This window comes from Novosphingobium humi (assembly GCF_028607105.1).
Taxonomy (GTDB): domain Bacteria; phylum Pseudomonadota; class Alphaproteobacteria; order Sphingomonadales; family Sphingomonadaceae; genus Novosphingobium; species Novosphingobium humi.
The window spans coordinates 12,142-37,212 of sequence record NZ_CP117419.1 but is presented as its reverse complement, the minus strand read 5'-3'; the positions used below and the strand labels follow the sequence as shown (position 1 = coordinate 37,212).

At 63.5% G+C, this 25,071-nt stretch carries 26 protein-coding genes; 12 read left to right on the top strand and 14 right to left on the bottom strand.

Going from position 1 to position 25,071, the window contains the following annotated elements; genetic code table 11:
* The first annotated feature begins 9 nt into the window (after positions 1-9).
* From PQ457_RS21825 to PQ457_RS21815, 3 genes are read left to right on the top strand one after another with little or no spacing between them, the layout of a single operon-like run.
* On the top strand, positions 10-918 hold the full coding sequence (locus tag PQ457_RS21825; protein ID WP_273620495.1) for a hypothetical protein: 909 nt from the start codon (positions 10-12) through the stop codon (positions 916-918).
* Positions 915-1,298, top strand: a complete 384-nt coding sequence (locus tag PQ457_RS21820) for a DUF6152 family protein (protein WP_273620494.1) — start codon at positions 915-917, stop codon at positions 1,296-1,298. The genes PQ457_RS21825 and PQ457_RS21820 overlap by 4 nt, the downstream gene beginning before the upstream one ends.
* Before the next feature lie 11 nt (positions 1,299-1,309).
* Positions 1,310-2,059 carry a TetR/AcrR family transcriptional regulator gene (locus PQ457_RS21815; RefSeq protein WP_273620493.1) on the top strand — a complete coding sequence of 250 codons (750 nt, stop codon included), beginning with the start codon at positions 1,310-1,312 and terminating at the stop codon, positions 2,057-2,059.
* 93 nt (positions 2,060-2,152) lie between these two features.
* Here PQ457_RS21815 and PQ457_RS21810 read toward each other — a convergent pair whose 3' ends face one another.
* From PQ457_RS21810 to PQ457_RS21765, 10 genes are read right to left on the bottom strand one after another with little or no spacing between them, the layout of a single operon-like run.
* Positions 2,153-3,799 carry an electron transfer flavoprotein-ubiquinone oxidoreductase gene (locus PQ457_RS21810; protein WP_273618128.1) on the bottom strand — a complete coding sequence of 549 codons (1,647 nt, stop codon included), beginning with the start codon at positions 3,797-3,799 and terminating at the stop codon, positions 2,153-2,155.
* 3 nt (positions 3,800-3,802) lie between these two features.
* The gene (locus PQ457_RS21805) at positions 3,803-4,732 is read right to left on the bottom strand and encodes an electron transfer flavoprotein subunit alpha/FixB family protein (RefSeq protein ID WP_273618127.1); all 930 of its coding nucleotides are present in this window, start codon (positions 4,730-4,732) and stop codon (positions 3,803-3,805) included.
* Positions 4,732-5,478 (bottom strand): electron transfer flavoprotein subunit beta/FixA family protein, encoded by a 747-nt coding sequence (locus PQ457_RS21800; protein WP_273620492.1) that lies wholly within the window; start codon positions 5,476-5,478, stop codon positions 4,732-4,734. The genes PQ457_RS21805 and PQ457_RS21800 overlap by 1 nt, the downstream gene beginning before the upstream one ends.
* Before the next feature lie 38 nt (positions 5,479-5,516).
* Entirely contained in the window at positions 5,517-6,308 is a 792-nt protein-coding gene (locus tag PQ457_RS21795; RefSeq protein WP_273620491.1) for an enoyl-CoA hydratase-related protein, read from the bottom strand.
* The gene (gene bktB, locus PQ457_RS21790) at positions 6,308-7,507 is read right to left on the bottom strand and encodes a beta-ketothiolase BktB (protein WP_273620490.1); all 1,200 of its coding nucleotides are present in this window, start codon (positions 7,505-7,507) and stop codon (positions 6,308-6,310) included. The genes PQ457_RS21795 and bktB overlap by 1 nt, the downstream gene beginning before the upstream one ends.
* 21 nt (positions 7,508-7,528) lie before the next feature.
* Complete coding sequence (gene mmsB, locus PQ457_RS21785; RefSeq protein ID WP_337958518.1) at positions 7,529-8,416, bottom strand: 3-hydroxyisobutyrate dehydrogenase; 888 nt, start codon at positions 8,414-8,416, stop codon at positions 7,529-7,531.
* A 35-nt stretch (positions 8,417-8,451) separates the two neighbouring features.
* Positions 8,452-9,234: an enoyl-CoA hydratase-related protein gene (locus tag PQ457_RS21780; protein WP_273620488.1), complete on the bottom strand. Its 783-nt coding sequence runs from the start codon at positions 9,232-9,234 to the stop codon at positions 8,452-8,454.
* Positions 9,231-10,319, bottom strand: a complete 1,089-nt coding sequence (locus PQ457_RS21775; protein ID WP_273620487.1) for an enoyl-CoA hydratase/isomerase family protein — start codon at positions 10,317-10,319, stop codon at positions 9,231-9,233. Before PQ457_RS21775 ends, PQ457_RS21780 begins: the two co-directional genes overlap by 4 nt.
* On the bottom strand, positions 10,316-11,458 hold the full coding sequence (locus PQ457_RS21770) for an acyl-CoA dehydrogenase family protein (RefSeq protein WP_273620504.1): 1,143 nt from the start codon (positions 11,456-11,458) through the stop codon (positions 10,316-10,318). The genes PQ457_RS21775 and PQ457_RS21770 overlap by 4 nt, the downstream gene beginning before the upstream one ends.
* A 6-nt stretch (positions 11,459-11,464) precedes the next feature.
* Positions 11,465-12,961: a CoA-acylating methylmalonate-semialdehyde dehydrogenase gene (locus PQ457_RS21765; protein WP_273620486.1), complete on the bottom strand. Its 1,497-nt coding sequence runs from the start codon at positions 12,959-12,961 to the stop codon at positions 11,465-11,467.
* Between the two features lie 87 nt (positions 12,962-13,048).
* On the opposite strand from PQ457_RS21765, the gene PQ457_RS21760 reads away from it, so the two are divergent.
* On the top strand, positions 13,049-13,939 hold the full coding sequence (locus PQ457_RS21760; RefSeq protein ID WP_273620485.1) for a LysR family transcriptional regulator: 891 nt from the start codon (positions 13,049-13,051) through the stop codon (positions 13,937-13,939).
* 51 nt (positions 13,940-13,990) lie between these two features.
* Here PQ457_RS21760 and PQ457_RS21755 read toward each other — a convergent pair whose 3' ends face one another.
* Positions 13,991-14,401: a nuclear transport factor 2 family protein gene (locus tag PQ457_RS21755; RefSeq protein WP_273620484.1), complete on the bottom strand. Its 411-nt coding sequence runs from the start codon at positions 14,399-14,401 to the stop codon at positions 13,991-13,993.
* A 142-nt stretch (positions 14,402-14,543) separates the two neighbouring features.
* Here PQ457_RS21755 and PQ457_RS21750 point away from each other — a divergent pair, with 142 nt between their 5' ends.
* The 5 genes from PQ457_RS21750 (at position 14,544) to PQ457_RS21730 (ending at position 18,286) form a co-directional block, all read left to right on the top strand.
* Positions 14,544-15,578 (top strand): NADP-dependent oxidoreductase, encoded by a 1,035-nt coding sequence (locus tag PQ457_RS21750; protein WP_273620483.1) that lies wholly within the window; start codon positions 14,544-14,546, stop codon positions 15,576-15,578.
* 20 nt (positions 15,579-15,598) lie between these two features.
* Positions 15,599-15,967 carry a Rieske (2Fe-2S) protein gene (locus PQ457_RS21745; RefSeq protein WP_273620482.1) on the top strand — a complete coding sequence of 123 codons (369 nt, stop codon included), beginning with the start codon at positions 15,599-15,601 and terminating at the stop codon, positions 15,965-15,967.
* An 83-nt stretch (positions 15,968-16,050) separates the two neighbouring features.
* Positions 16,051-16,479: a nuclear transport factor 2 family protein gene (locus tag PQ457_RS21740; RefSeq protein ID WP_273620481.1), complete on the top strand. Its 429-nt coding sequence runs from the start codon at positions 16,051-16,053 to the stop codon at positions 16,477-16,479.
* Complete coding sequence (locus PQ457_RS21735; RefSeq protein ID WP_337958515.1) at positions 16,476-17,495, top strand: NADP-dependent oxidoreductase; 1,020 nt, start codon at positions 16,476-16,478, stop codon at positions 17,493-17,495. The genes PQ457_RS21740 and PQ457_RS21735 overlap by 4 nt, the downstream gene beginning before the upstream one ends.
* Complete coding sequence (locus PQ457_RS21730; RefSeq protein ID WP_273620480.1) at positions 17,495-18,286, top strand: ThuA domain-containing protein; 792 nt, start codon at positions 17,495-17,497, stop codon at positions 18,284-18,286. The genes PQ457_RS21735 and PQ457_RS21730 overlap by 1 nt, the downstream gene beginning before the upstream one ends.
* A gap of 33 nt (positions 18,287-18,319) precedes the next feature.
* On the opposite strand, the gene PQ457_RS21725 is transcribed toward PQ457_RS21730, so the two are convergent.
* Positions 18,320-19,099 (bottom strand): SDR family NAD(P)-dependent oxidoreductase, encoded by a 780-nt coding sequence (locus tag PQ457_RS21725; RefSeq protein WP_273620479.1) that lies wholly within the window; start codon positions 19,097-19,099, stop codon positions 18,320-18,322.
* Between the two features lie 69 nt (positions 19,100-19,168).
* Positions 19,169-21,415 (bottom strand): TonB-dependent receptor, encoded by a 2,247-nt coding sequence (locus tag PQ457_RS21720; protein ID WP_273620478.1) that lies wholly within the window; start codon positions 21,413-21,415, stop codon positions 19,169-19,171.
* Between the two features lie 175 nt (positions 21,416-21,590).
* Here PQ457_RS21720 and PQ457_RS21715 point away from each other — a divergent pair, with 175 nt between their 5' ends.
* On the top strand, positions 21,591-22,610 hold the full coding sequence (locus PQ457_RS21715) for an NADP-dependent oxidoreductase (RefSeq protein ID WP_273620477.1): 1,020 nt from the start codon (positions 21,591-21,593) through the stop codon (positions 22,608-22,610).
* The gene (locus PQ457_RS21710; protein ID WP_273620476.1) at positions 22,610-23,323 is read left to right on the top strand and encodes an SDR family NAD(P)-dependent oxidoreductase; all 714 of its coding nucleotides are present in this window, start codon (positions 22,610-22,612) and stop codon (positions 23,321-23,323) included. The genes PQ457_RS21715 and PQ457_RS21710 overlap by 1 nt, the downstream gene beginning before the upstream one ends.
* Positions 23,324-23,338: 15 nt before the next feature.
* Here the strand turns inward: PQ457_RS21710 and PQ457_RS21705 are convergent, their stop codons facing one another.
* Positions 23,339-24,100 (bottom strand): SDR family NAD(P)-dependent oxidoreductase, encoded by a 762-nt coding sequence (locus PQ457_RS21705; protein WP_273620475.1) that lies wholly within the window; start codon positions 24,098-24,100, stop codon positions 23,339-23,341.
* Positions 24,101-24,252: 152 nt separating this feature from the next.
* On the opposite strand from PQ457_RS21705, the gene PQ457_RS21700 reads away from it, so the two are divergent.
* Positions 24,253-25,056: an SDR family NAD(P)-dependent oxidoreductase gene (locus tag PQ457_RS21700; RefSeq protein WP_273620474.1), complete on the top strand. Its 804-nt coding sequence runs from the start codon at positions 24,253-24,255 to the stop codon at positions 25,054-25,056.
* Positions 25,057-25,071 lie beyond the last annotated feature (15 nt).

The following is a 25,071-nucleotide window of genomic DNA, read 5'->3' as shown; positions in this document are numbered from 1 at the left end:
GGACGATCCATGACATCGCGCCATTCACAGCGTTTTGAAGCCCCTCGCCTGCGGCTGTCCCTCCTGTGTGCGGGCCTGGCATGGGCCGCCCTTGCCGCGCCGTCATCGGCGCAAAGCACTGCGGGCGAGACGGTAAAGTCCGTGCCGTCGGGCGATGCTCCCACCGATTTCGGACCGCGCCGGGCCGCCACGCCCCAGCCGCCCTCCACCTTTCCGAGGCTGGCCAATGGGCGTCCCGATTTCACCGGCGTCTGGTTCGCGGGGATCAAGGATCTGGTCAGCGTGATGGACGACAAGCTCGATGTGCCGTTGACGCCCGAATATCAGGCTGTGCGTCAGCGCCGGATCAAGGCGATGGCCGATGGCGCACCCTTGCCGGATTATGTCTCGACGTGTCAGGCCTTCGGCATGCCGCGGCTGATGAGCTACGGCATCTTTGAATTTGTTGCCCGCCCCCAACAGATTTGGGTCATCAGCGAGGTGCTGCATGAAGTGCGCCGCATCTATGTGGACGGCAAGAAACACGGCGAATTTCAGGAGAAAAGCTTTAACGGCGTGTCCTCGGCCCATTGGGAGGGCGACGTTCTGGTGGTGGAAACCGGCAATCTGCGCGCCGGATATATGAGCATGACCGGCGCGCCGCACAGCGACAGGATGCACGTCACCGAGCGCATCCGCATGATCAACCGGGATGCGATCGAGAATGAGATCACCATCACCGATCCGGTCGCGCTGCTGCATCCCTGGACAATCATGCAGCGGTATGAACGCAAGCCGGGCGACTTTGAAATCAGCGAATACAATTGTCTGGAAAATTACCGCAGCGGCGGCGGCACGGTGCCTTCGCCCGACAGCGATCCGGGCGCCATGCTGCCCAGATCGGCATCCTCAGACAATCAGGATCAGGGAGGCAAATGATGAACCCGACGTTGAACCGCCTGTTTGCAGCCTGTGTGTTGAGCATGGCCACACTTGCCGCGCTGCCCGCGCAGGCACATCATTCTTTCGCGATGTTTGATCTTGGGCGCCAGGTGACCATCGAGGGCACGGTGCGCAGCTTTCAATACACAAACCCGCATATCTGGATCAACCTGACCGTCACCGACCCGAAAACGGGGCAGCCTGTGGAGTGGGGCATCGAGGGAGGAAGCCCGAACACCCTGTCACGTGCGGGGTGGAACCACTCCATCATCAAGAGCGGGGACAAGGTGAGGATCACCATCAATCCGCTGCGCGACGGGCGCCCGGGCGGATCGCTGGTGGCGCTGCAATCGGGGACATTGAAGGTCGGCGTATAGAAAATTGCCCGATGCCCCAAACCGATGTTGCGTCATGGGGCAAATCCGATCATCGCGGCGATGGTTTGCACGCACCGATGCAGGCCATCGCAGGAACCGCCGCCGTGACCATTGCCTCCAGACCTGCCCGCAATCCGGGCCCCCGCAGCCTCGCAACGACAGAGCGTATTCTTGCTTCGGCCGAGGCCTTGCTGCGCAAACACGGAGAGAAATTCACCCTGGGGGACGTGGCGGCGTCAGGTCGTGTGTCGATGGCGTCGATCTACAGCCGGTACCCGTCGAAAATACACCTGATTCAGGAAGTTCAACTGCGCGTCCTGCGCGGACTGAGGGAGCAGATTGCCGAAGGTTTACGGCAGGTCGCCAGCGAAGGCGGCAATCTGGAGTGGCGCGCCACCCGCATTGTCGAAATCTATGCCGAATCGCATATGGCGCGCGCCTCGATCATCCGCGCATTTCATGCCGTCGCGCGCGAGGATTCCTCCCTGCGGGTCAGGGGTGTCGAGACGGTGCAGGCGTTGGTCGAGGCCGCCGCCTCGGCCCTGCTTGGCCCTGACATCTCCGCCACCGCCGAGGCGGCGATGGCGCGATTGCAGATGATCGCACAGACATTGCTGCATGCCTTGGCCAGCTATCTGGGATTTGGCTATAGCGCCGGAAGCGATGGCGAGGGCAATTGGCTGGCCTTTAAGGACATGCTGGCGCGTATGGTGTACCTGTCCGCCAGAGAAGTCCTGGAGACATCATCCCATCAGGATTAAACCGCAGCCTGTCGGTTTGTGACCGCTCCACCCGATCAATAAATGCTCTATGACTGCATGGCTTGCGTCTGGGATCAGGAGATCCTTCTTCCTTCACATATTGGGATAATTGGGCCCACCGCCACCTTCGGGCGCGACCCATGTGATGTTCTGCGTAGGGTCCTTGATGTCGCAGGTTTTGCAGTGGACGCAGTTCTGCGCGTTGATCTGGAGGCGTTTGGCATCCCCCTCGCCCACGAACTCGTACACGCCCGCCGGGCAATAGCGCGCTTCCGGCCCGGCATAGCGCGGCAGGTTGATCCGGGTCGGCACCGTCGCATCCGTCAGTTTCAGGTGGCACGGCTGATCCTCCTCATGGTTGGTGAAGGAGAAGGAGACATTGGTGAGCCGGTCGAAGCTGATCACCCCATCCGCCTTGGGATAGGCGATGGGCTGGTAGAGATCGGCCCGGCCCGTGGCCTCGGCGTCACTGTGGTGGGCCATCGCGCCAAACGGATTGATGCGCAGATACCGCGCCCACATATCCGCGCCCGCCAGCACCGTGCCCAGCGCCCCGCCGAACTTGGCGACCAAAGGCTGCGCGTTCTGCACCAGTTTCAGCTCGTCGGCGATCCAGCTCTCGCGCAAGGCCGCCTCATAGGCGTCCAACTGCGTGCCTTCCTCGCCCCCGGCGATGGCGGTGACAATCGCCTCGGCGGCCAGCATGCCGCTCTTCATTGCGGTGTGGCTGCCCTTGATGCGCGGCACGTTGACAAAGCCCGCGCTGCATCCGGCCAGCACCCCGCCGGGGAAGGCCAGATGCGGTACCGATTGCCACCCGCCCTCGTTGATCACCCGCGCGCCGTAACTGACCCTTTTGCCGCCTTCGAGGATCGCGCGGATCGCGGGATGCTGCTTCCAGCGCTGGAATTCCTCATAGGGGCTGACATGCGGGTTCCTGTAATCCAGCGCCGTGACAAACCCCAGCGCGACCTGCCCGCCCGCCTGATGGTAGAGGAAACCCCCGCCCCAGCTCTCGCTCTCACTGAGCGGCCAGCCCTGTGTGTGCAAAACCCGGCCCGGCACATGTTTGGCCGGATCAATGTCCCACAATTCCTTGATGCCCAGACCATAGACCTGCGGCTGACAATCGCGCTCCAGATCGTACTTCGCCTTGACCCTTTTGGTCAGATGCCCGCGCGCGCCCTCGGCCAGAATGGTGTATTTGGCCGTCAGGTTCATGCCCGGCTGATAGTCGCCCTTCGCCTTGCCCTCGTGGTCGACGCCCATGTCGCCGGTCTGCACGCCGATCAGGCGATCACCGTCATAGAGCAGTTCGGCCGCCGGGAAGCCGGGGAAGATCTCCACCCCCAGCTCCTCGGCCTTGCCCCCCAGCCAGCGGCACAGATTGCCGAGGCTGACGGTGTAATTGCCGTGATTGCTCATGAAGGGCGGCATCAGCGCATGGGGCACCGCATAATGCCCGCCCTTGGTGAGCACCCAGTGCCAGTTGTCCGTCACCGGAACCTCAGCCAGCGGGCAGTCGCTGCTCCGCCAATCGGGCAGCAATTCATCCATCGCGCGCGGATCGACCACCGCGCCCGACAGAATATGCGCCCCGATCTCCGACCCTTTCTCCAGCACGCAGACGCTCAGATCAGCGTTCAACTGCTTGATCCGGATGGCGGCCGAAAGCCCCGCAGGCCCTCCGCCCACCACCACCACATCATAGGGCATCGTGTCGCGCTGGATCTCGCTCATGGCTTACAGCTTCCCCGTCAGTTCGGGCACGGCATTGAACAGATCCGCCACCAGCCCGATGTCGGCCACCTGAAAGATCGGCGCGTCCTCATCCTTGTTGATGGCGATGATGGTCTTGCTGTCCTTCATCCCCGCCAGATGCTGGATCGCCCCGCTGATGCCCACCGCGATATAGACTTCGGGCGCGACGATCTTGCCGGTCTGGCCCACCTGATAATCGTTGGGCACATAGCCCGCGTCCACGGCGGCCCGGCTCGCGCCCACGGCTGCGCCCAGCTTGTCGGCCAGCGGCAGGATCGTGGCGGCAAAGGTCTCGGCGTCCTTCAGGGCGCGCCCGCCCGAGACGATCACCTTGGCGCTGGTGAGTTCAGGGCGTTCGCTTTTGGCGATCTCGGCGCCGATGAAGCTGGAGAGGCCCGCGTCCCCGGTGGTGGCGATGGTTTCGATGGTCGCGCTGCCGCCGGTGGCCTCGGCCTTGCCAAAGGCGGTGCCGCGCGCGGTGATCACCAGCTTGGCGTCCGAGGATTCCACGGTGGCGATGGCATTGCCCGCATAGATCGGGCGGGTGAAAGTCCTGGGGCCTTCGACGCTCAGGATATCCGAGATCTGCGCCACATCGAGCAGAGCCGCCACGCGCGGGGCGATGTTCTTGCCCGTGGTCGTGGCAGGCGCGACAAAGGCGTCATAGCCGCCCATCAGCCCGACGATCAACGGCGCGACATTCTCCGCCAGCCCATGTTCATAGGCCGCATCGTCAGCCACCAGCACCTTGGCCACGCCGGCGATCTTGGCCGCCGCTTCGGCCACACCAGCCACACCCAAACCGGCCACCAGCACGTGCACCTCGCCCAGCTTCGCAGCGGCGCTCACCGCCGAAAGCGTGGCGTCCTTCAAGACCGCATTGTCGTGTTCAGCCCACACCAAAACAGTCATTATGCGACTCCCAATTCTTTAAGCTTCACGACCAGCGCATCGACATCGGCCACCTTCACGCCCGCGCTGCGTGACCCAGGTTCGGCCACTTTCAGCACCTTGACGCGCGGCGTGATGTCCACGCCGTAATCACCGGGCGCCTTGGTCTCGAGCTTCTTGCTCTTGGCCTTCATGATGTTGGGCAGGCTGGCATAGCGCGGCTCGTTCAAACGCAGGTCGGTCGTCACAATCGCGGGCAGAGCCAGCTTGACCGTCTCCAGCCCGCCATCGACCTCGCGCGTCACCAGCACGGCGTCACCCTCGACCTCGACCTTCGATGCAAACGTGCCCTGCGGCCGACCCGTCAGCGCGGCCAGCATCTGGCCCACCTGGTTGCTGTCATCGTCAATCGCCTGCTTGCCCAGCACCACCAGACCCGGCGCTTCCTCGCCCACGATCTTCGCCAGGATCTTGGCCACCGCCAGCGGTTCGACCGTCTCCTCGGTCGAAACCAAAATCGCCCGGTCCGCGCCCATCGCCAGCGCCGAACGCAAAGTCTCCTGCGCCTTGGCCGGGCCGATCGAGACCACCACGACCTCGCTCGCCACGCCCTTTTCCTTCAGGCGGACCGCCTCTTCCACCGCGATCTCGTCAAACGGGTTCATGCTCATCTTGACGTTCGCCAGGTCCACACCCGTCCCGTCCGCCTTCACACGTGGCTTCACGTTGTAATCAAGCACACGCTTGACTGGGACTAGGAGCTTCATGGCAACACCTTCTCAAAAACTGTTTCTGTACAAAGGCTTCAAAAACCCGAGAACTGCGGCTTGCGCTTCTCCGCAAAGGCTTTGATGGCCTCGGCGAAATCGCCGCTGCGCCCGGCAATCGACTGGTTATCCCGCTCCACATCCAGCGTGGCTTCGAAACCCTGTTCCAGCGCAAAAGCCACCTGTCGGCGAATCAGGCCCATTGCGCGGGTCGGCCCGGCCGCGAGGCGAGCCGCCAATTCCTGGGCATGCGCCAATACCGCATCATCGGGCACAACCCGCGTGACCAGCCCCGCCGCGCGGGCCTCCTGGGCGCCCATCCGTTCGCCCAGCAGCGCCATTTCCAGCGCCCGCGCCCGCCCGGCACTGCGCGCCACCAGCCATGTCGCCCCCGCATCGGGCACCAGACCGATGTTGACAAAGGCCAGCAGCAGATAAGCCCCTTCGCCCATCACCACGATGTCACCGGCCAGCGCGATGCTCATGCCCGCCCCTGCGCAAGGGCCGTTGAGCGCGGACACCACCGGAATCTCCAGCGCCGCCAATTGCCGTGCGAAAGGGTTGTAGGCCGCGTCGAGCAGTTCGCCCAGATCCTCGGGCAGGCCTTCATAGCCAGCGCCATCGGGCGCAATATCGGCGCCCGAGCAGAAGAACCGCCCCTCGCCCGTCAGCACCAGCGCCCGCGCGCCTTCGGCCACCGCCCGTTCGACCGCATCGCCCAATTCCCCGAACAATGCCGGGGTCAGCGCGTTCAGCTTTTCCGGACGGTTGAGGGCGATTGTCACCACATCGCCCGCACGGCTTACCTTGATGAAACGATAGTCCGTCATCACGCCGCCTCGATGAGGTTTTCGATGACCATGGCGATGCCTTGCCCGCCGCCGATGCACATGGTGATCAGGCCATAGCGCCCGCCGGTGCGGCGCAGTTCATAGGCCGCCTTGACCGTCAGGATCGCGCCCGTCGCCCCGACCGGATGGCCCAGCGCGATGCCGCTGCCGTTGGGGTTGAGCTTGGCCGGATCAAAGCCCAGTTCGCCCGCCACGGCCAACGCCTGCGCGGCAAAGGCCTCGTTCGCCTCGATCACATCCATGTCCGCCAGCGTCAGCCCCGCACGTTCGAGGGCAATCGGCACCGCCTTGACCGGCCCCACGCCCATCAGCGCCGGTTCCACCCCGGCATGGCCCCAGCTGACGATCCGCGCCAAAGGCTTCAGCCCCCGCGCCGCCACTGCATCGCCCGTGGCCAGCACCACGGCGGCCGCGCCATCGTTGATCCCGCTGGCATTGGCGGCCGTGACCGTGCCGTCCTTTTTGAACACCGGCTTCATGGCCGCAAGGCTTTGCGCATTGGTGCCCGCGCGCGGGTGTTCATCGGTGTCGAACACGGTCACGCCCTTGCGGGTTTTGATCTCGACGGGCAGGATCTGTTCTTTAAAGCGCCCCTCCTCGATGGCCCGGATCGCGCGGGCATGGCCCTCGACGGTCAAAGCGTCCTGCGCCTCACGCGTGATGCAATGCCGCTCGGCCACATTCTCGGCGGTGATGCCCATGTGATAGCCGCCCAGCGGGTCCGACAAAGTCTGCACCAGCGCATCCACCAGTTGCGCATCGCCCATCTTACGGCCCCAGCGCTGGCCATGGTCGTGATAGGGGGCGTTCGACATGCTCTCCGCCCCGCCCGCCAGCGTCACATCGGCCTCGCCCAGCTTCATCATCTGGGCCGCCGAAATGATCGCCTGAAGCCCCGATCCGCACAGGCGATTGACCGTCAGCGCCGGGGTTTCCACCGGAATGCCCGCGTTAAGCCCCGCAACCCGCGCCAGATAGGCATCCTTGGCACTCGAGGGAATGACCTGGCCGAACACGACATGGCCGACATCGCCGGGCGCCACGCCTGCGCGCTTCACCGCCTCGGCCGCAACGAGGCCCGCAAGCTCGGAAGGCATGAAGCTCTTCAAACCACCGCCAAAATCGCCAATCGCCGTGCGCACGCCGGACACAATGTAGATATTCTGGGCTTCCGACATAATCGGCTCCTGTATTTGGACTTAAAGCGTTTTGATAATGGCGGAAAAATCCACGCCGCCATTGCCCGCTGCATCAAAGGCGGCGTAAAGTTCCTCGGCGCGATGCCCCATCGGCACAGGCGCCCCGGCAGCCTGCGCCGCGGCCATGGCCAGCTTGAGATCCTTGAGCATCAGCGCCGTGGCAAAACCGCCCTGATAGCCATTATCCGCAGGGGTCGTCGGCCCCACGCCGGGCACCGGGCAATAGGAGGTCATCGACCAGCACTGGCCCGACGCCTTGGAGGAGATGTCATAGAAGGTCTGGAGATCCAGCCCCAGACGCTCGGCCAGTTTGAACGTCTCGCAGGTGGCCACCATCGAGGCGCCCAGCAGCATGTTGTTGCAGATCTTGGCCGCCTGTCCGGCCCCGCTTTCGCCCGCGTGGATCACCGCCTTGCCCATTTGCGCAAGGATCGGTTCGGCCGCCGCGAAACTGTCCATCGGGCCGCCCACCATAAAGGTCAGCGTCCCCGCATTGGCCGCCGCGATCCCGCCCGAAACCGGGGCATCCACCATGCGATAACCTGCCGCCTCGGCCATCGCCGCCACTTCGCGCGCCGTGGCGACATCGATGGTCGAGCAATCCAGCAGCAGCGCGCCAACAGGTGCCTGACCCAGCACATCGGCGCTGTAGACCGACTTCACAATCGCGCCATTGGGCAGCATCGAGACCACCGCATCCACCCCCGCCACCGCTTCGCGCGCGGTGGCAAAGGTGGTGCAGCCATTGGCACGGGCGCGCTCCAGCGCCCCCTCGGCCAGATCGAAGGCCCGGACATCATGGCCCGCCTTGGCCAGATTGGCCGCCATGCCGCCGCCCATATTGCCAAGACCGATAAAGGCAATTTTCATGCAAACCTCTCCTTTTATACGCTCCGGCCCGTTGGCCTGAAGCCTTCCGGCCTCTAGCGCCCTTTCCAGACGGCTTGCCGCTTTTCGACAAAGGCGGCCATGCCTTCTGCCTTGTCCTGGGTGGCCGTGAGGATCTGGAACAGCCGCCGTTCAGTCAGGAGGCCCTGTTCGAGGCCGGTTTCGAAGGCGATATTGACCATTTCCTTGTTCACCATCGCGGCCATGCGCGGCATTCCCGCGATGGTCTGCGCCGTTTTCACCGCATCCTCCACCAGATCGGCCAATGGCACGATGCGCGCCACAAGGCCGCTGCGCTCGGCTTCCTCGGCGCCCATCATGCGGCCGGTCAGGCACATTTCCATCGCCTTGGCCTTGCCCACCGCGCGGGTCAGGCGCTGCGATCCGCCCATGCCCGGCGCCACGCCCAGCTTGATCTCGGGCTGGCCGAATTTGGCGGTATCGGCCGCCAGAATGAAGTCGGCCATCATCGCCAGTTCGCAACCGCCGCCCAGCGCAAAACCATTGACCGCCGCGATCCAAGGCTTGCGGGTGGCGCGCACAATACGCGCCTGCCAATCGGCAAAGAAGTCGCCCAGAAAGAAATCGGCGGCGGGCTTTTCAGCCATTTCCTTGATGTCGGCGCCGGCGGCAAAAGCCTTGTCGCCGCTGCCGGTCAACACCGCGCAGCCTTGCGTGTCGTCGGCCTCGAAGGCGGCAAAGGCCTCCACCAGCTCAGCGCAGACCTGCGAGTTCAACGCATTGAGCGCCTTGGGCCGGTTGAGCGTGATGAGCGTCACCGCACCGCGCGTTTCGACGAGGATCGTTTCGTAACTCATAACGGGCTCCATTCCTCCAGCGCCGGGAGAGGCGCAAAAATATCCGCGATCATCCTGTCGGTGACCGTATCTGGCAAAGCGGGCGACCACTGCGGCGCATTGTCCTTGTCGATGATCACCGCGCGCACCCCTTCGGCAAAATCGGGCAACATCAGCACCCTTGCCCCGATGCGGTATTCCATAGCCATATTCGCGGCAAAGTCAGGCAATGTCCGGCTTGTGGCCAATTGCCGCAGCGAAACCTTGCAGGTCGTCGGGCTCTTGGTGCGGATCGTGGCCAGTGTGGTTTGGGCAAAATCGCTGTCATCGGCCTCCAGCGCGGCCAGAATGTCCTCCAGCCGGTCACTGGCAAACAGGCGGGCGATGGCATCGGCATGGGCCGCGATTGTCGCCTCTGGCGCGGGCGTGGCCATTTCATCAAGCACCGCATCGGGCGCCTCGCCCGCGATCATCCGCGCCTTGGCCTGCGGCAGGGCGGCGGCGGGCAGATAATGGCTCGCCAGCCCCGCCCAGACGCATTCCGCCCCATCGAGCCGCGCGCCGGTCAGCGCCAGATACTGGCCAAGCCTGCCCGCGAGGCGCGAGAGATACCAGCCACCACCCACATCGGGAAACAGGCCGATCCCGCTTTCCGGCATGGCAAGACGGGTGTTCTGCGTGGCCACACGCAGCCGCGCGGGCTGGGAAATGCCTACGCCCCCGCCCATCGTGATGCCGTCCATGAAGGCCACCACCGGCTTGGGATAAGTAAAGAGCAGGTGGTTGAGGCGATATTCGTCGAAGAAGAACCGGCGCCCCGCCGCGCCCCCGTCATGCAGCGCCGAATGGCGCAGCAGGCTGATGTCGCCGCCCGAACAGAACCCGCGCGAGAGTTTGGGATCACCACCCGCATCCACCGCATGGTCGATCAGCACCGCCTGCACCCGATCATCCCCGCGCCAGTCAAGCAGCGCACCCGTCATCGCGCGCACCATATCCAGCGTCAGCGCATGGATCGCGCGCGGGCGATTCAGCGAGAGAAGACCCGCACCGCCCTCGACACGAACCAGAACTTCGGGCGTCGCGGATGCGTCATCAAGGCTCACTTCAGCAACTCCCGCGCAATGATAAGGCGCATCACTTCATTGGTGCCTTCAAGGATGCGGTGCACGCGCAGGTCGCGCCAGAAACGCTCGATCGGATAGTCGCGCAAATAGCCATAGCCGCCGAACATCTGCAGCGCGCGATCGACCACGCTGCTGCCGGTATCGGTGGCAAAGCGCTTGGCCATGGCGGCAAAAGCGGTTTTGTCCCCCGCGCCCGCCGTGATCTTGCCGGCGGCCATATAGAGCAGCGCGCGGGCCGCCTCCAGCTCGGTGGCCATGTCGGCCAATTGGAACTGGGTGTTCTGGAAATCGGCGATCGCCTTGCCGAACTGCTTGCGGTCTTTGGTATATTGCACCGCCTCGTCAAGGCAGCGCTGCGCCCCGCCCAGCGAGCAGGCCCCGATATTGACCCGCCCGCCGTCGATGCCCGCCATGGCGATCTTGAAACCGTCCCCCTCGGCTCCCAACAGATTGGCGACCGGCACGCGCACATCGTCCAGAATGACCTGAGCCGTGGGCGAAGCATTCCAGCCCAGCTTTTTCTCCGGCGCGCCGAAACTGACGCCCTTCATGCCCTTTTCCACGACCACGCAGGAAATGCCCCGCGCCCCGGCCTCGCCGGTGCGCACCATGATCAGATAGACATCATTGACCCCGCCGCCCGAAATGAACTGCTTGGTGCCGTTGAGCACATAATCACCGCCATCCCGCCGCGCCGTGGTGCGCAGCGCGGCGGCATCCGACCCGCTGCCCGGCTCGGTCAGGCAATAGGAAGCCAATTGCTCCATCCCCACCAGCGCGGGCAAATAGCGTGATTTCAAGTCCGCGCTGCCAAAGCGGTCGATCATCCAGGCGGCCATGTTGTGGATCGAGATAAAGGCGCTGGTTGCCGCGCAGCCATAGGCCATCGCCTCGATCACCAGCGCCGCTTCCAGACGCCCCAGCCCGATCCCGCCGCTCTCCTCGCCGACATAGATCGCGCCAAAACCCATTTCACCGGCCGCCTGCATCACCTCGCGCGGGAAGTGATGTTCCTCGTCCCAGCGCGCGGCATGGGGGGTGATCGCATCGGCCGTGAAACGCCGCGCCGCTTCCTGTATGGCCAGTTGATCGGGCGAAAGTGTGAAGGCATCCGTCATCATAATTTACGCCATTGTCGGAATAATGAAGGCATTGCCGCCATCCAGCGAACCATCAGGCCACTTGGCGGTGATCGTCTTGATTTTGGTCCAGAACTTGATGCCCTCCATACCATGCTGATTGGTATCGCCAAAGGCGCTGCGTTTCCATCCGCCAAACGTGTGATAGGCCACCGGCACGGGAATCGGCACATTGATGCCCACCATGCCCACATTGACCCGCGCGGCAAATTCACGCGCGGCATGGCCGTTGCGGGTAAAGATCGCCACGCCATTGCCATATTGGTGCTTGCTGGGCAGCGCGAGGGCCGCTTCGAAATCGGGCGCACGCACGATTTGCAGGACAGGCCCGAAGATCTCGTTCTTATAGCTTTCCATGTCGGGCGTGACATGATCGATCAGCGTCGGCCCGACAAAGAAGCCCTTTTCGTGGCCCTGAAGCGTAAAGCCCCGGCCATCGACGAGGATCTTGCCCCCTTCGGCCTCGCATTTGGCGATCCAGCCCTCGACGCGGGCCTTGTGATCGCCGGTGACGACCGGGCCGTAATGGGCATCCGGATCGCTCGAAATGCCAAGGCGCAGGCTCTCGATTTCGGGCAGCAGCTTTTCGATCAGGCGCTCTGCCGTCCCCTCGCCCACCGGCACCACCACGGGCAGCGCCATGCAGCGTTCGCCCGCCGAACCGAAGGCCGCGCCCGACAGATCGCGCACCACCTGATCCATATCGGCGTCGGGCATCACGATGCCGTGGTTCTTGGCCCCGCCCATCGCCTGCACGCGCTTGCCGTTGCGGGCGCCGCGTTCATAGACATAGTTGGCGATGTCCGACGAGCCGACAAAGCTGATCGCGCCGATGGCGGGGTGGTCGAGAATGGCGTCCACCATTTCCTTATCACCATGCACGCATTGCAGAATGCCCTCTGGCGCGCCGGCCTCCAGCATCAGTTCACACAGGCGCACCGGCACCGAAGGATCGCGCTCCGAAGGTTTGAGGATAAAGGCATTGCCGCAGACAATCGCCACGCCAAACATCCACATCGGGATCATGGCGGGAAAGTTGAAAGGCGTGATGCCCGCACCGATGCCGATGGGCTGGCGCATCGAATAGACGTCGATGCCGGGGCCTGCGCCCTGCGTATATTCGCCCTTCAGCAAATGGGGGACGCCGCAGGCAAATTCGATCACATCCAGACCGCGCTGAATATCACCCTTGGCATCGGCGATCACCTTGCCATGCTCGCTGGCCAGCAGTTCGGCCAGTTCCTGCATGTTGGCCTCGACCAGACGTTTGAATTCAAACATCACGCGGGCGCGGCGCTGGGGGTTGGTCGCGGCCCATGCCGGTTGGGCCGCCAAAGCGGCGGCCACCGCGCGCTCCAGCAGCGCAGCATCCCCCAGGGCCACCTCGGCCTGAACCTCGCCCGCCGAAGGGTTGAGCACCGGCGACCTGCGCCCGGTTGCCCCGGCGGTGCCGCCTACAATATGATGGTCGATCAGGCGCATCTGGCTCTCCTCAAAAATTTTGTTGCCGATTGAGTAAACCGACAAATCTCTATGGCAACCATCGTATTTGCATCTTAGGATGCAAAAATGCAGGTCACGGACTGGAGCGATTTTCAAACCTTTTTGGCCGTGGCGCGCGCGGGCAAACTTGCTCTGGCCGGTGAGGCCTTGGGCATGGACGCCACCACGGTCAGTCGGCGCCTGCGTCGCCTCGAAAACCGGCTGGGGGCCACGCTTTTTGAACAAACGCGCGAGGGCCAGATCCTGACACAGGCCGGCGAACGGGTGCTGGTGGCGGTCGAGGCCATGGCGCAGGCAAGCCGGGAGCTGGAAACAGGCCGCCCGGATTCGGGTCTGACCGGCCATGTGCGGATCAGCGTTTCCGAAGGCTTTGGCAATTCGGTCGTGGCGCCCAATCTGGGGGATCTGGCCGCGCGCCATCCCGGACTGGTGATCGATCTGGTTGCCACAAGCGGATTTCTCAGCCCTTCGCGGCGCGAGGCCGACATTGCCGTTCTCTTGTCCCGCCCCAAATCCGGCCCGCTGATCGCCAGAAAACTGTCCGATTACGCTTTGCGACTCTACGCCAGCCCGGACTATCTGGCAGGCCGCCCGGCGATCAAACAGACGCGGGATCTGAAATCGGGGCATCAACTCGTCGGCTATGTCCCTGAACTGATCTATGCGCCGGAACTCAATTATCTGTCCGAGATCGACGCCGATCTGGTGGCCAATCTGCGTTCGACATCGATCCTCGCCCAACATCGCATCCTGGCGGCATCGGGCGGCATCGGCGTTTTGCCCTGCTTTATGGGCGACGGCGATCCCGCACTGGTCCGCGTCCTGCCCGATCAGGTGATTATCCGCAGCTTCTGGCTGGTCACACACAAGGACACCCACAGCCTTCAGCGCATTCGCGCCGTTCACACATGGCTGACCGAGACGACAAAGGCCAAGTTCAAACTGCTTATGCCTTGATGACGGGGGCGGCCGTATAGGCAATGTGGATGTCAGACGATCGGGTAAGGCTCATTGTGTCTGGCCCCGCGCCTTGGCCGCAACGGCGGCATGGATGGTGGCCGGGTCGAAATAATAGGGCTTGATCTGGCAGCATTTGCCATCGCGAAAGCGAAAGACTTCGCACAATTCTGCTGGTTTCAGCGCCGGATCGGCAAAGCGCAGCGAAAGGATCGTCACGGCATGGTCCCGTCCGGCGGTGGTTTCCACCCGCTCCATCGCCACCACATCCATCATGCCCATCACCTTGACAAACAGGTCATAGAGACCGTTTTTGCCGTGATAGGCCCCCTCCATCGGCAGGCCATCGGCCTCGATCGCCACGAAATCCTCGGTCAGACGCTCGGCGGCCGCATCCCACTGGCCGGTGCCGGTCAGTTCATAGAGTTCATCAACAAAGGCGATCATCTCGTCCGGAGTCATGGCGGCATCCCTTTTCGGTTCTTGTTCGATCTTGCCCCATCATCGCCTCTGAGGGGGCAACCTCCACCTAGCGAAAAGGCTAGAGGCCATCGGGCCGTCCGGGGCCTTATCAAGCATGGACAAACACACAGGATGCCCTGCCATGGCCTTGCCCTCCTCTCTGCCGGCGTTTGCCCGCCATATCATCCTGCGCCGCCGCCCGGTCGGAGTGCCGACCCAGGACTGCTTTGCCTTGTCGCAAACCCCGATGCCCCGGCCGGGCCAAGGGCAGATGCTGGTGCGGATGCTGGTCGGCTCGGTCGATCCGGCGATTCGCGGATTTCTTGATGACCGGCCCTCCTATCTGCCCCCGGTTGCGCTTGGCGCGCCGGTCAACGGCATGTCGCTGGGCCAGATTGTGGAGTCGCACCATCCCGACTGGCCGGTGGGCGACTATGTCCGGGTCTTTGCTACATGGTCGGATCATTTCGTCATCGGGCCTGATGCTCTGGGGCTGGAGCGGGTGACGCCCGCCGCCAATGTGCCGCTGCGCAGCTATATGGGCGCGCTGGGTCCGGTGGGGCTGACGGCATGGGTGGGCCTGTTTGCCGTGGGCGAGGCCAAAGCGGGCGAAACCGTGCTGGTCAGCGCCGCGGCGGGCGCCACGGGCAGCACGGTGGTCCAACTGGCCAAGGCGGCGGGATGCCGGGTGGTGGGCATCGCGGGCGGCGCGCATAAGGCGCAGGTCCTGCACGAATTGGGCGCGGATGCGGTGGTCGATTATCGCGCCCTCGAAAGGGATCTGGGCGCGGCGCTGGATGCTGCCGCGCCCGAAGGGTTCGATGTCTATTTCGACAATATCGGCGGGCCGACCCTCGACGCTGTCTTGCCCCGCATGCGCGAAAAAGGGCGCATTCCGCTCTGCGGCATGATCGCGCAATATAATGACGCGGACCATCCCTATGGGGTCCAAAACCTTTGGCAGATGGTGGTCAAGCGTCTGACAATGCGTGGTTTCCTGACCTATGATTATGCCGAAAGGCTGGGTGAGGCGCAGGCGATGCTCGACCGGCTGCACAAGGCGGGCCGGCTGCGCCCGCTGGAAAATGTGCATCACGGCTTTGAACGCTTGCCGGAAGCCTTCATCGCCCTGATGCAGGGGACGACCACCGGCAAGACATTGGTGGAAATAGCATGATCGGGAAAGGAAATGCACAGGTGAGCGATGTGGTCTGGCACCGGCTGGGCGCCGAAACCGAGATCGGGGATGGACAGATGGCGGAGGGACAGATGACCGTCCACGCCATCGGCGGATGGCAGGTGTTGCTGGCGCGCCATGATGACGCATGGCTGGCCCTCAACGACCGCTGCACCCATGCGGCATCGCGGCTCTCCGGCGGGCGCATCCGGCGCGGGGCGATCATGTGCCCGCTGCATGGCGCGCGTTTCGATCTGGCCGATGGGCGCTGCATTGGCGGAGCCTATCCGGCGGTGCGCCAGTTCGCGCTGCGCGTGGTCGATGGCATGGTCGAAGTCGCCGTGCCCGCCCGCCCGCCGGGCATGGATGAAACGCCGGTCGGGGCCTGAACGCGCGCGCCTGTGCAATGCGCTAGGCGCGCGGCGCGATGCAAGGCCCTATCATCATGGAAACAAGAAATGGGAGAGCATCCATGCCCTTTACCGGCCCTGCCGAAGACCGCCTTGCCCTGCGCGAATTGCTGGAAACCTATGCCGACGCCGTTACGCGCTGTGATGCGCAGGCATGGGGCGCGACATGGGCCGATGATGCGCAATGGTCGCTGCCTGACTATCCCGAGATCGGCACCACCCATGGCCGCGAGGCCATCGTCGCCATGTGGGTGGAGGCGATGAAACACTACCCCGGCATCATGTTCGAGGCATGGCCGGGCAGCATCGAGGTGGATGGCGATAAGGCCGTGATGCGCTCCTATACGGCCGAGGTCTATGACTGGCCCGATGGCGTCCACCGCGACCGGGGGCAATATGACGATGAATGCATCAGGATCGACGGGCGCTGGTATTTCAGCCGCCGCACCTTTCGCAACATCCATCGTCAGATCGGCCCCAAAGGTCTGTGATCGCAGCCATGGCGCGCAACCGCTATTGGCGGCTCGATGCCCATCCTGACGGGCATGATTATGCCGCCGCCCTCAGCCTGCAGGAGGAAACGCCCGCCCCTCTGGACGATGGTCAGGTGCGGGTTGCGGTTGATTATCTCTCTATGGATGCGGGCACCCGGATGTGGATGACGGGCCGCACCGATGGTTATCAGCCGCCCTTGGCCCTGGGATCAAGAATGGTCGGGCTGGTGCTGGGCCGCGTGTGCGAAAGCCGCGATCCCGACTTTACCGTGGGCGAACTGGTGCGCGGGTTTGGCCAATGGGCCGAACTGGCCGTGGTGGTGCCTTCGGTGGCCGGGCTGGAGCGGATAGCAGGGCCTCTGGACGATCCGCGCGATCCCTTTGGCGTGCTGGGGCTCAACGCCTGGACCGCGCATATCGGCGTTTGCGATGTGGCGCAGGTCAAGGCCGGACAGTGGCTGGCGGTATCGGCCGCGGCCGGGGCGACCGGGGTGATGGCCTGTCAGATCGGGCGCAATCTGGGCGCGCGCGTGGTGGGGATTGCGGGCGGACCGGCCAAGTGCCGCTATCTGCGCGAGGTGATCGGCGTTGACCGGGCCATCGACTATCGAGGGGAAGATGTGGCAGCCGCACTCTCGGACATAGACGGCGGCATTCATGCCTATTTCGATAATGTCGGCGGGCCGATGCTGGATGCTGTTCTGCCCAATATGGCGCATTATGGGCGCGTGGCGGTCTGCGGCATGGTGGCGGCCTATGGCGGGGCGCCCTTGCCCGGCCCGGCGCGTTTCGATCAGGTGCTGATGCGGCGGTTGCGGATCGAGGGTTTTTTCATTCCCGATGTGTTGGCCGCAGGCGGGGTCTTCCCCCCGATTCTGCGCGAATGGGCGCGCGAAGGGCGTTTATCCATGCCCTTTGACCAAAGCGAGGGCATCGAGAATGTGCTGACCGCCTATGGACGCATGATGCGCGGGGCCAATATCGGCAAAACCATTGTGAAAGTGAGCCGCTGATGCCGATCATCCGCCACCATGCCCCGTTGCGCGCGCTGGTCGCGGTGCGCGGGCATCCGTTTGACCGCACCGCCTTTGACGCGATGTTTCAGGCCATGGAGGGGATTTCGGCCACGATGGTCGATCAACCCGCCGCCGCGCTGTTGATGAACCCGGAAGGGATGCGCGATTTTGATGCGCTGGTGCTTTACGATATGCCGGGGCTGGATTTCGAAGCTGATGGGCCGCCCGCCTTCATCGATCCCCCACCCGCCTTGCAGGTCGGTTTTCGCGCCTTGCTGGAACAGGGCAAGGGTGTGCTGGCGCTCCATCATGCGCTGGCCGGATGGCCGACATGGGGCGATTATCACGAATGGCTGGGCGGGCAATTCCTCTATCGCCCGGCCCATGTGCGGGGAGCGGACAGGCTGGACAGCGGTTATCGCCATGATGTGGCCTATCGGGCCGGCGTGATGCCCCATCCGATCACGGCGGGCCTGCCCGCCAGCTTTGCGATGCAGGACGAACTCTATCTGGCCGAAGTATTCACCGATCTGGTCGAGCCGCTGCTGACCAGCGATGCCGACTTTACGCGCGATCATTTCTGGTCGGCGGATCTGGCGGTGCGGGGGCGGATGTTCTGCCGCGATGGCTGGGATCATCCGCCCGGATCATCGCTGATCGGCTGGACCAAGATGGCGATCAACAGCCGTCTGGCCTATCTGCAACCGGGCGATGGGGCGGCGGCCTATGACGATCCGCATTACCGGCGGCTGGTGGAAAACGCGCTGCGCTGGGTGGCCGGGCAATAGTGAAGCGGGCGCCGCAACGCCCGCCTTGAGTCTTTAGCGAGCCGTCATCCCGCCATCGACCACCATTTCCGCGCCGGTGATATAGCGCGCCTCGTCCGAGGCGAGGAACAGGTTCATGTTGGCAATGTCATCGGGCGCCCCCATATAGCCCATCGGGATCAACGCCATGGTCGCATCATAATTGGCCGCATTGTCTTCGAGCGCCACGCCCTGAATATTGGTGGCGATCATGCCGGGATGCACCGAATTGCACCGTATGCCATCGCTCGCGCCTTCCAAGGCCACCACCTTGGTCAACAGACGCACCCCGCCCTTGGACGCGGCATAGGAGGCGCAGCCCGGAACGCCGATCAACCCGGCCACCGAGGAAATATTGATGATCGAGCCGCCGCGCGCTTTCCCGTCATCGCCAGCCCGGCGCATCATCGCCATGGCCCGCCTTGCGCCCTGAAATACGCTGGTCAGATTGACGTCGATCTGGCGCTGCCAATCGGCGGTGCTGACCGTGTCCATCATGCCCAGAACCGCGATCCCGGCATTGTTGACCAGAACATCGAGCCGCCCCTCCGCCTCGTCAATCGCGGCCATCACCCGGTCCCAATCCGCCTCGCTGGTCACATCCTGATGCAGCGCCACCGCATGGCCGCCCGATGCACGAATGCCGGCGGCAACCTTTTCCGCGCCGTCCAGATCACGGTCGGTCAAATAGACGCGCGCGCCTTCCTGTGCAAAGCGGACGGCGGTGGTGCTGCCCAATCCGGGCACCGATGCCCCGCCCGTCACCAGCGCCACTTTGCCTTCTAGCCGTGCCATGTCGAATGTCTCCTGCTTGCAAAAGGGCGGCGCGAAAACCCCGCGCCGCCCTTTGTCCTTGTCACAAAATCAGAACTTCACGCCCAGCGTCGCGCCATAGGTGCGCGGCTCAAGCGCCGAGGCAAAGGACCACAGGCCCGCCACGGTAAAGGCCGCCGTTGTCGTGCGCGTATCGGCCAGATTGCGGCCAAACACGCGGACATAGGCATCGGCGCCCTGCAGCTTGAAATTCAGCGTCATGCTGGCGTCGAGCAGGTCCTGTGTGGCGGTCCGCACGCGGGCGTCATTGCCGTTGACGATCACCTTGGTCACGGTGGTGCCCGACATCACCGGCGTCAGCCCGCCCAACGAGATCTGCGAGTCGTAAGGATCGATATGGCGCAGGCCCAGCGTTGTCACCACGCTGCCAAAACCGGTCTTGGCCGTATATTCGGCATTAACCGAACCGGAGAATTTGGGCGCATAGATCAGGCGGTTATTGGAATAGTCGAAGGGAACGATCGCCCCGTTATAGATGTTGCCGACCACGAAATTGCGGAAATGGGAATCCATGATCGACGCACTGGCCGTCAGCTTGAGCCCTTCCATGGGCCGCAAGGTGGCATCCATTTCCACGCCCTTGATGGTCGCGCCGCCCACATTGCTGGTGATCGTCTGGTTGCCGGTGGGGCCGCCGGGGATCGTGGTGTTCTGCTGCATGTTCTTGTAGTCGGAAATGAATCCGGCCACGTTGAATTGCAGCATGCGGTTGAGCGCATCGAATTTCGCGCCGATTTCATAGGAATCGACCGTTTCGGGCTGGAACGGGGTGCTGGCGGTGGCGGCGGTGGCGGCGCGGGGGCTGAACCCGCCCGAGCGATAGCCGCGCGACCAACTGGCATAGAACATCATGTCCGAGTTGGGGCGATAGTCGACGCCGATCTTGGGGGTGAACTTGGAAAAGCCCCGCTTGCCCGACCCGACCAGACCGGTGCTGGCAAAGCTGTTGGTCAATTGCTTGTCGTCATGGCTCCACCGGCCGCCAAACGAGATGCGCCATTTGTCCGCCACCGCCCAGTTGAAGTCACCAAAAGCGGCATAGCTCTCGGTCTTGCCATAAACGCTTTGCGCGTTGGTGTCGAACACGCAGGGCGGCGTGGTCGGGCTGAAACCGAACACGCGGGAGCATTGCGTAAGATTATAATTGGACGTGAAGTAGAAGAGGCCCACGACATAATCGAAGCCGTCAAACAGCTTGCCCGCGCCGCGCAATTCCTGACTGACCTGCGTGTAGCGCTGGCGACGGTCAACGTAATAAAGGTCGGTCGATGAGCCGTCGAAATCCTGAGTCTGATATTCCTTGGTGTGGCGCCATCCGGTGATCGATGTCAGTTTTACCCCGCCCACATCATAATTCATTTCCAGCGTGGCGGCGGGCGCCTTGTAATTGCTGGTCGCGCTCTGGCTGAAGGTCGTGTAAAGATCGGTCGTGGTGTTGCGGTTGCATTCCTGCGCCGGTTCAAACGAGCAGAACAATTCGCTGCTGTTGGCGATATTGGCTACGACCGGATCGAAATTCTGGGTGGTGTTTTCCAGCGTAAGGATCGCGTCGAAAGTTGAATTTTCCGGACGATAGCGCAAGGCCGCGCCGAAATTGTCGCTCTTGCTCCACCCGCTGGGCTGCTTTGTTGTGACATTGTTGTAGAAGCCATCGGTCTGATTGTGGAAATACCAGAACTTGGCGCCAAGCGAGGACCCATTGCCGATATTGACCACGGCCTTGGTGTTCCAGGTGTTCCACTGGCCATAGGAACCTTCGAGCTTGGCGCCGTTCTTCATCGTCGGTTTCGTGCGGCGAATGTTGATCACGCCGCCGATGGTGTTGGCGCCAAACAGCGTCCCCTGAGGCCCGCGCAGCACTTCGAGCTGTTCGATGTCAAAGGCGTCCTGCAACTGGCCGGTGTTGGTGCCGATGGTCACGCCATCGACCACCACGCCCACTGTCGGGGTCTGGCTCTTTTCGATGTCGGCATAGGTCAAGCCGCGGATCGACAGATTGGCCGCCTGTGCGCCGGAATTCTGCTGGGTGATGAGCAGGCCCGGCGCCGAACCGGTCAGATCGCCGATGTTGGCCGAGGCCTTGTTGTCCAGCATCGCGGCATTGATCGCGGTGATGGCAACGGGTGTTGTCTGCAGCGTTTCGGAACGGCGCCGCGCGGTGACGATGATCGCATTGCTGTCAACCGGAGCAGCGCTCGTCTGGGCCGCCCCCGCCTGTTGCGCCCGCGCCGCCATGGGCATCCCCGCCAGACACGAACCAATCAGTAGCGCGCCCATTGTGCGCCTTGCAAAGATGCTCTGCATGTCCTTCCTCTCCGTGGATAGTCGAAGGGGTATGCCCCTTTCCTTCTGGTGCAAACTAAGCTTGGGAAGGCAAACGAACCTACTGCAACAAATCATAGGTGCATGCAGACGCGTTTGGTTCACATTCCGGCCAGAGAGAGGATGACCTATGCCTGACATGGAAAACCGCCGATTTCTTTTGGTAAAGCGCCCCATTGGCACGCCTGCCCGCGATGATTTTCAACTGGTGCGCGAAGCGGTGCCCCACGCGCCCGAAGGCGGGATGGTGGTGCGCAACCGCTTCATTTCGCTTGATCCGGCCCAGCGCGGATGGATGGATGATGCGCCCAGCTATATGCCGCCCATTGCGCTGGGTGATCCGGTGCGTGCAACGACCGTGGGCGTGGTGGAGGAATCGCGCAATCCCGATTTTGCGCCCGGCGACTGGGTGCTGGGGCTCAATGCGATTGAAGATTTCTCGATAGTGTTGCCCGGCGGCTTCACCAGCCGGATCGATGTGGGCATGGTTGACCGGCCATCGCGCTATCTTTCGGCGGTGGGGGCGGTTGGGCTGACGGCCTATTTCGGGCTGCTTGATGCCGGACAGCCCCAACCGGGCGAGACGCTGCTGGTGACAGGCGCGGCCGGAGCGGTCGGTTCGATGGTGGGCCAGATCGGCAAGATCATGGGGATGCGGGTGATCGGCATTGCGGGCGGCGCGGAAAAATGCCGCCGGCTGGTGGGCGATTACGGCTTTGATGCGGCCATTGATTACAAAGACAAATCACAGGCTCAGATCGCGGCGGAAATCGCCGAGGCGGCGCCGCAAGGCATTGACATCCTGTTTGAAAATGTCGGCGGAGAGGTGATGGACGCTGCCATGCTCAACCTCGCGCTGCATGCCCGCGTCGTGCTTTGCGGGTTGATCAGCGAGTATAACAGCGCCGAAAAGGTCGGCATGCGCAACCTGTGGCAGGTGATCGTCAAACAGGCCACCATCAAGGGCTTTCTGATCGCCGCCTATGTCCCCCGCTTTGCCGAGGGCGGCGCGCAAATCGCCCAATGGATTGCCGAGGGCAAATTGCGCGTGGACGAGGATATCCGGTTCGGGCTGGACAATGCCTATGATGCCTTCATGCGCCTGTTCACCGGGGCCAACACCGGCAAACTGGTGCTGGAGGTCGATTGATGGCGGGGCGGCTGAACGGGCGCTGCGGCATCGTTACCGGGGCGGGATCGGGCATTGGCGCGGCCACCGCCCGGCGGCTGCGCGAGGATGGCGCATTGGTGCTGACCGCGGATCTGAAGGGTGATGTCGACCTGCTGCTGGACGTGGCCGCCAAGGACGCGGGCAGGACCCTGACCGAGGCGGCCCTTGCCCGTTTTGACCGCCTTGATTTCGTCGTGCCCTGCGCCGGGGTCAGCGCCTTTTGCCCGTTGGAGGGCCATAGCGACGACTATTTCGAACAGGTCATGGCGGTCAATGTCACCGCCGTTTTCCGCCTGATCCGCGATGCTGCGCCCCATTTGCGCGCCAGCCCGGCGGGGCGGATCGTCACCATCGGTTCGGTCACATCGGCCTTTGGCGATGCCGGATTGGTGGCCTATGGCACGTCCAAACATGCCGTGCTGGGCATGACCCGCGCGCTGGCCGGCGAACTTGGCGCCGATGGCGTCACCGCCAATTGCGTGATGCCCGGCGCCATCGACACGCCGATGACCGCGCCCGCCTTTGCCGCCATGCCCGAATACCGCACCCATTGGGAGCAGAAATCCGCGCTCGGCCGTCTGGGGCAACCAGAGGATATTGCCGATGTCATCGCCTTTTTGCTCAGCGACGATGCGCGCTTTGTCACCGGGCAGGGATGGATGGTGGACGGCGGGGCGATGACCCGGATGTGATCGCCCCGCCCCGCTTCAGAACTGCACCCGCTTGGTATAGCCGCCATCGACCACGATATTGGTGCCCGTGGTGTAAGAGGACGCCGGGCTGGCCAGAAACACCACGGCGCGCGCCACTTCCTCTGGCCCGCCCCAACGGCCCAGCGCGAATTGCGCCAGCGTGGCGTCATGAAGTTCGGGCATCATGCCCTCGATCGCCTCCCAATTGCCGCCGGGGAATTTGATCGGGCCGGGCGAAACGGCATTCACGCGGATGCCTTTGGGGCCCAGCGCCTGGCTGAGCTGTCCGGCATAGACGATCAGCGCGCCTTTGAGCGCATTATAGCCCTGCGGCACGATAAAGGTTTCCAGACCGGCCGTGCTGGCGGTGATGACGATGCTGCCCGCGCCCGATGCGGCCAGATGCGGTTCCAGAACCTCCACGCCGATGACCGCGCCCATGATGTCGTAATCAAGGCCCTTTTGCCAATCGCCGGTCGCGCCCGCGCCGCTGGTGGAAATCATCGGCACAAAGATGTCGCAACCGCCCAGAGCATCCGCCGCCCCAGCCAGCCATGCCCGATAGGCGTCATGGCCCGCCTCCATATCAAAGGCCGAGCCAAACACCTTGCCGCCATGCTTTTCGAGGCTGGCAACCGTTTCGGCCACCTGATCGGCGTTGCGCGAACAGAAGGCGACATCGGCCCCTTCGGCGGCGAACAATTCGACGCTGGCGCGGCCGATACCCCGGCTGCCCCCGGTCAGAATGACCTTTTTGCCCTTCAGTCCCAGATCCATGTTCGTAAATCCTCTCTGCCGCGCCACAGCAGCGCCGGTGACAGGGCGACCTTGCGCATCCCTTCCCCGGCCTGCCACTCGCCTTTTGGAGAGGAATGGCGGACAGGCCAGTGTGATAGCAAGGGGCAACCAAGACAAAGCGAGGGGATAAAATGGGCCGACTGACAGGCAAGCGCGCCATCGTTCTGGGCGCCAGCAGCAAGGGCAACATGGGCCAGCATATCGCCCGCCGTTTTCTGGACGAAGGCGCCAGCGTGATGGTCGCGGGGCGCAAGGAAAGCGTGCTGGCCGATTTTGCCGGGGCCAACGGGTGTCACTGGGCTGCCTGCGACATCACCAGCGCCCAGAGCCTTGCCACGATGGCCGATGCCGCCGTGGCCGCGATGGGGGGCGTGGACATTGCCGTCAACGCCACCGGCTGGGGCCTGCTCAAACCCTTTCTCGACACCACGCGCGAGGAATTGGACGCGATGACCGATCTGCAATATATCGGCCCCTATCAGTTCTTTCAGGCCATGATCCGCAAGATGGCGCGCAGCATGGGCGGCAACGGCGGCTCGATCATCCAGATCAGCAGCGCCACCGCCACGATCATGCTCAACGACCACGCCGCCTATATGGGCACCAAGGCGGGAACGGATCACGTCATCCGCTGTGTCGCCCATGAATTCGGCATCGAGGGCATCCGCGCCAATTCGATTTCGCCGGGCCTGACCGAAACGCCGATGACGGCCGACGCCAAGACGGTGCCCGGCCTGTTCGACTGTTTCGTGGCGGGCTATCCGCTGGGCCGGATCGGCACCAGCGATGATATTGCCGCCGCCGCCGTTTTTCTGGCCAGCGACGAATGCTTTATGACCGGCGAAAACCTTCAGGTGAATGGCGGGCTGACGCTGCGCCGCAACCCCACGCGCGAAGAAATGGGCGCGGCCATTGCGGCCGCGACGGGCGGTTAAAAAACTGGGCCGGGG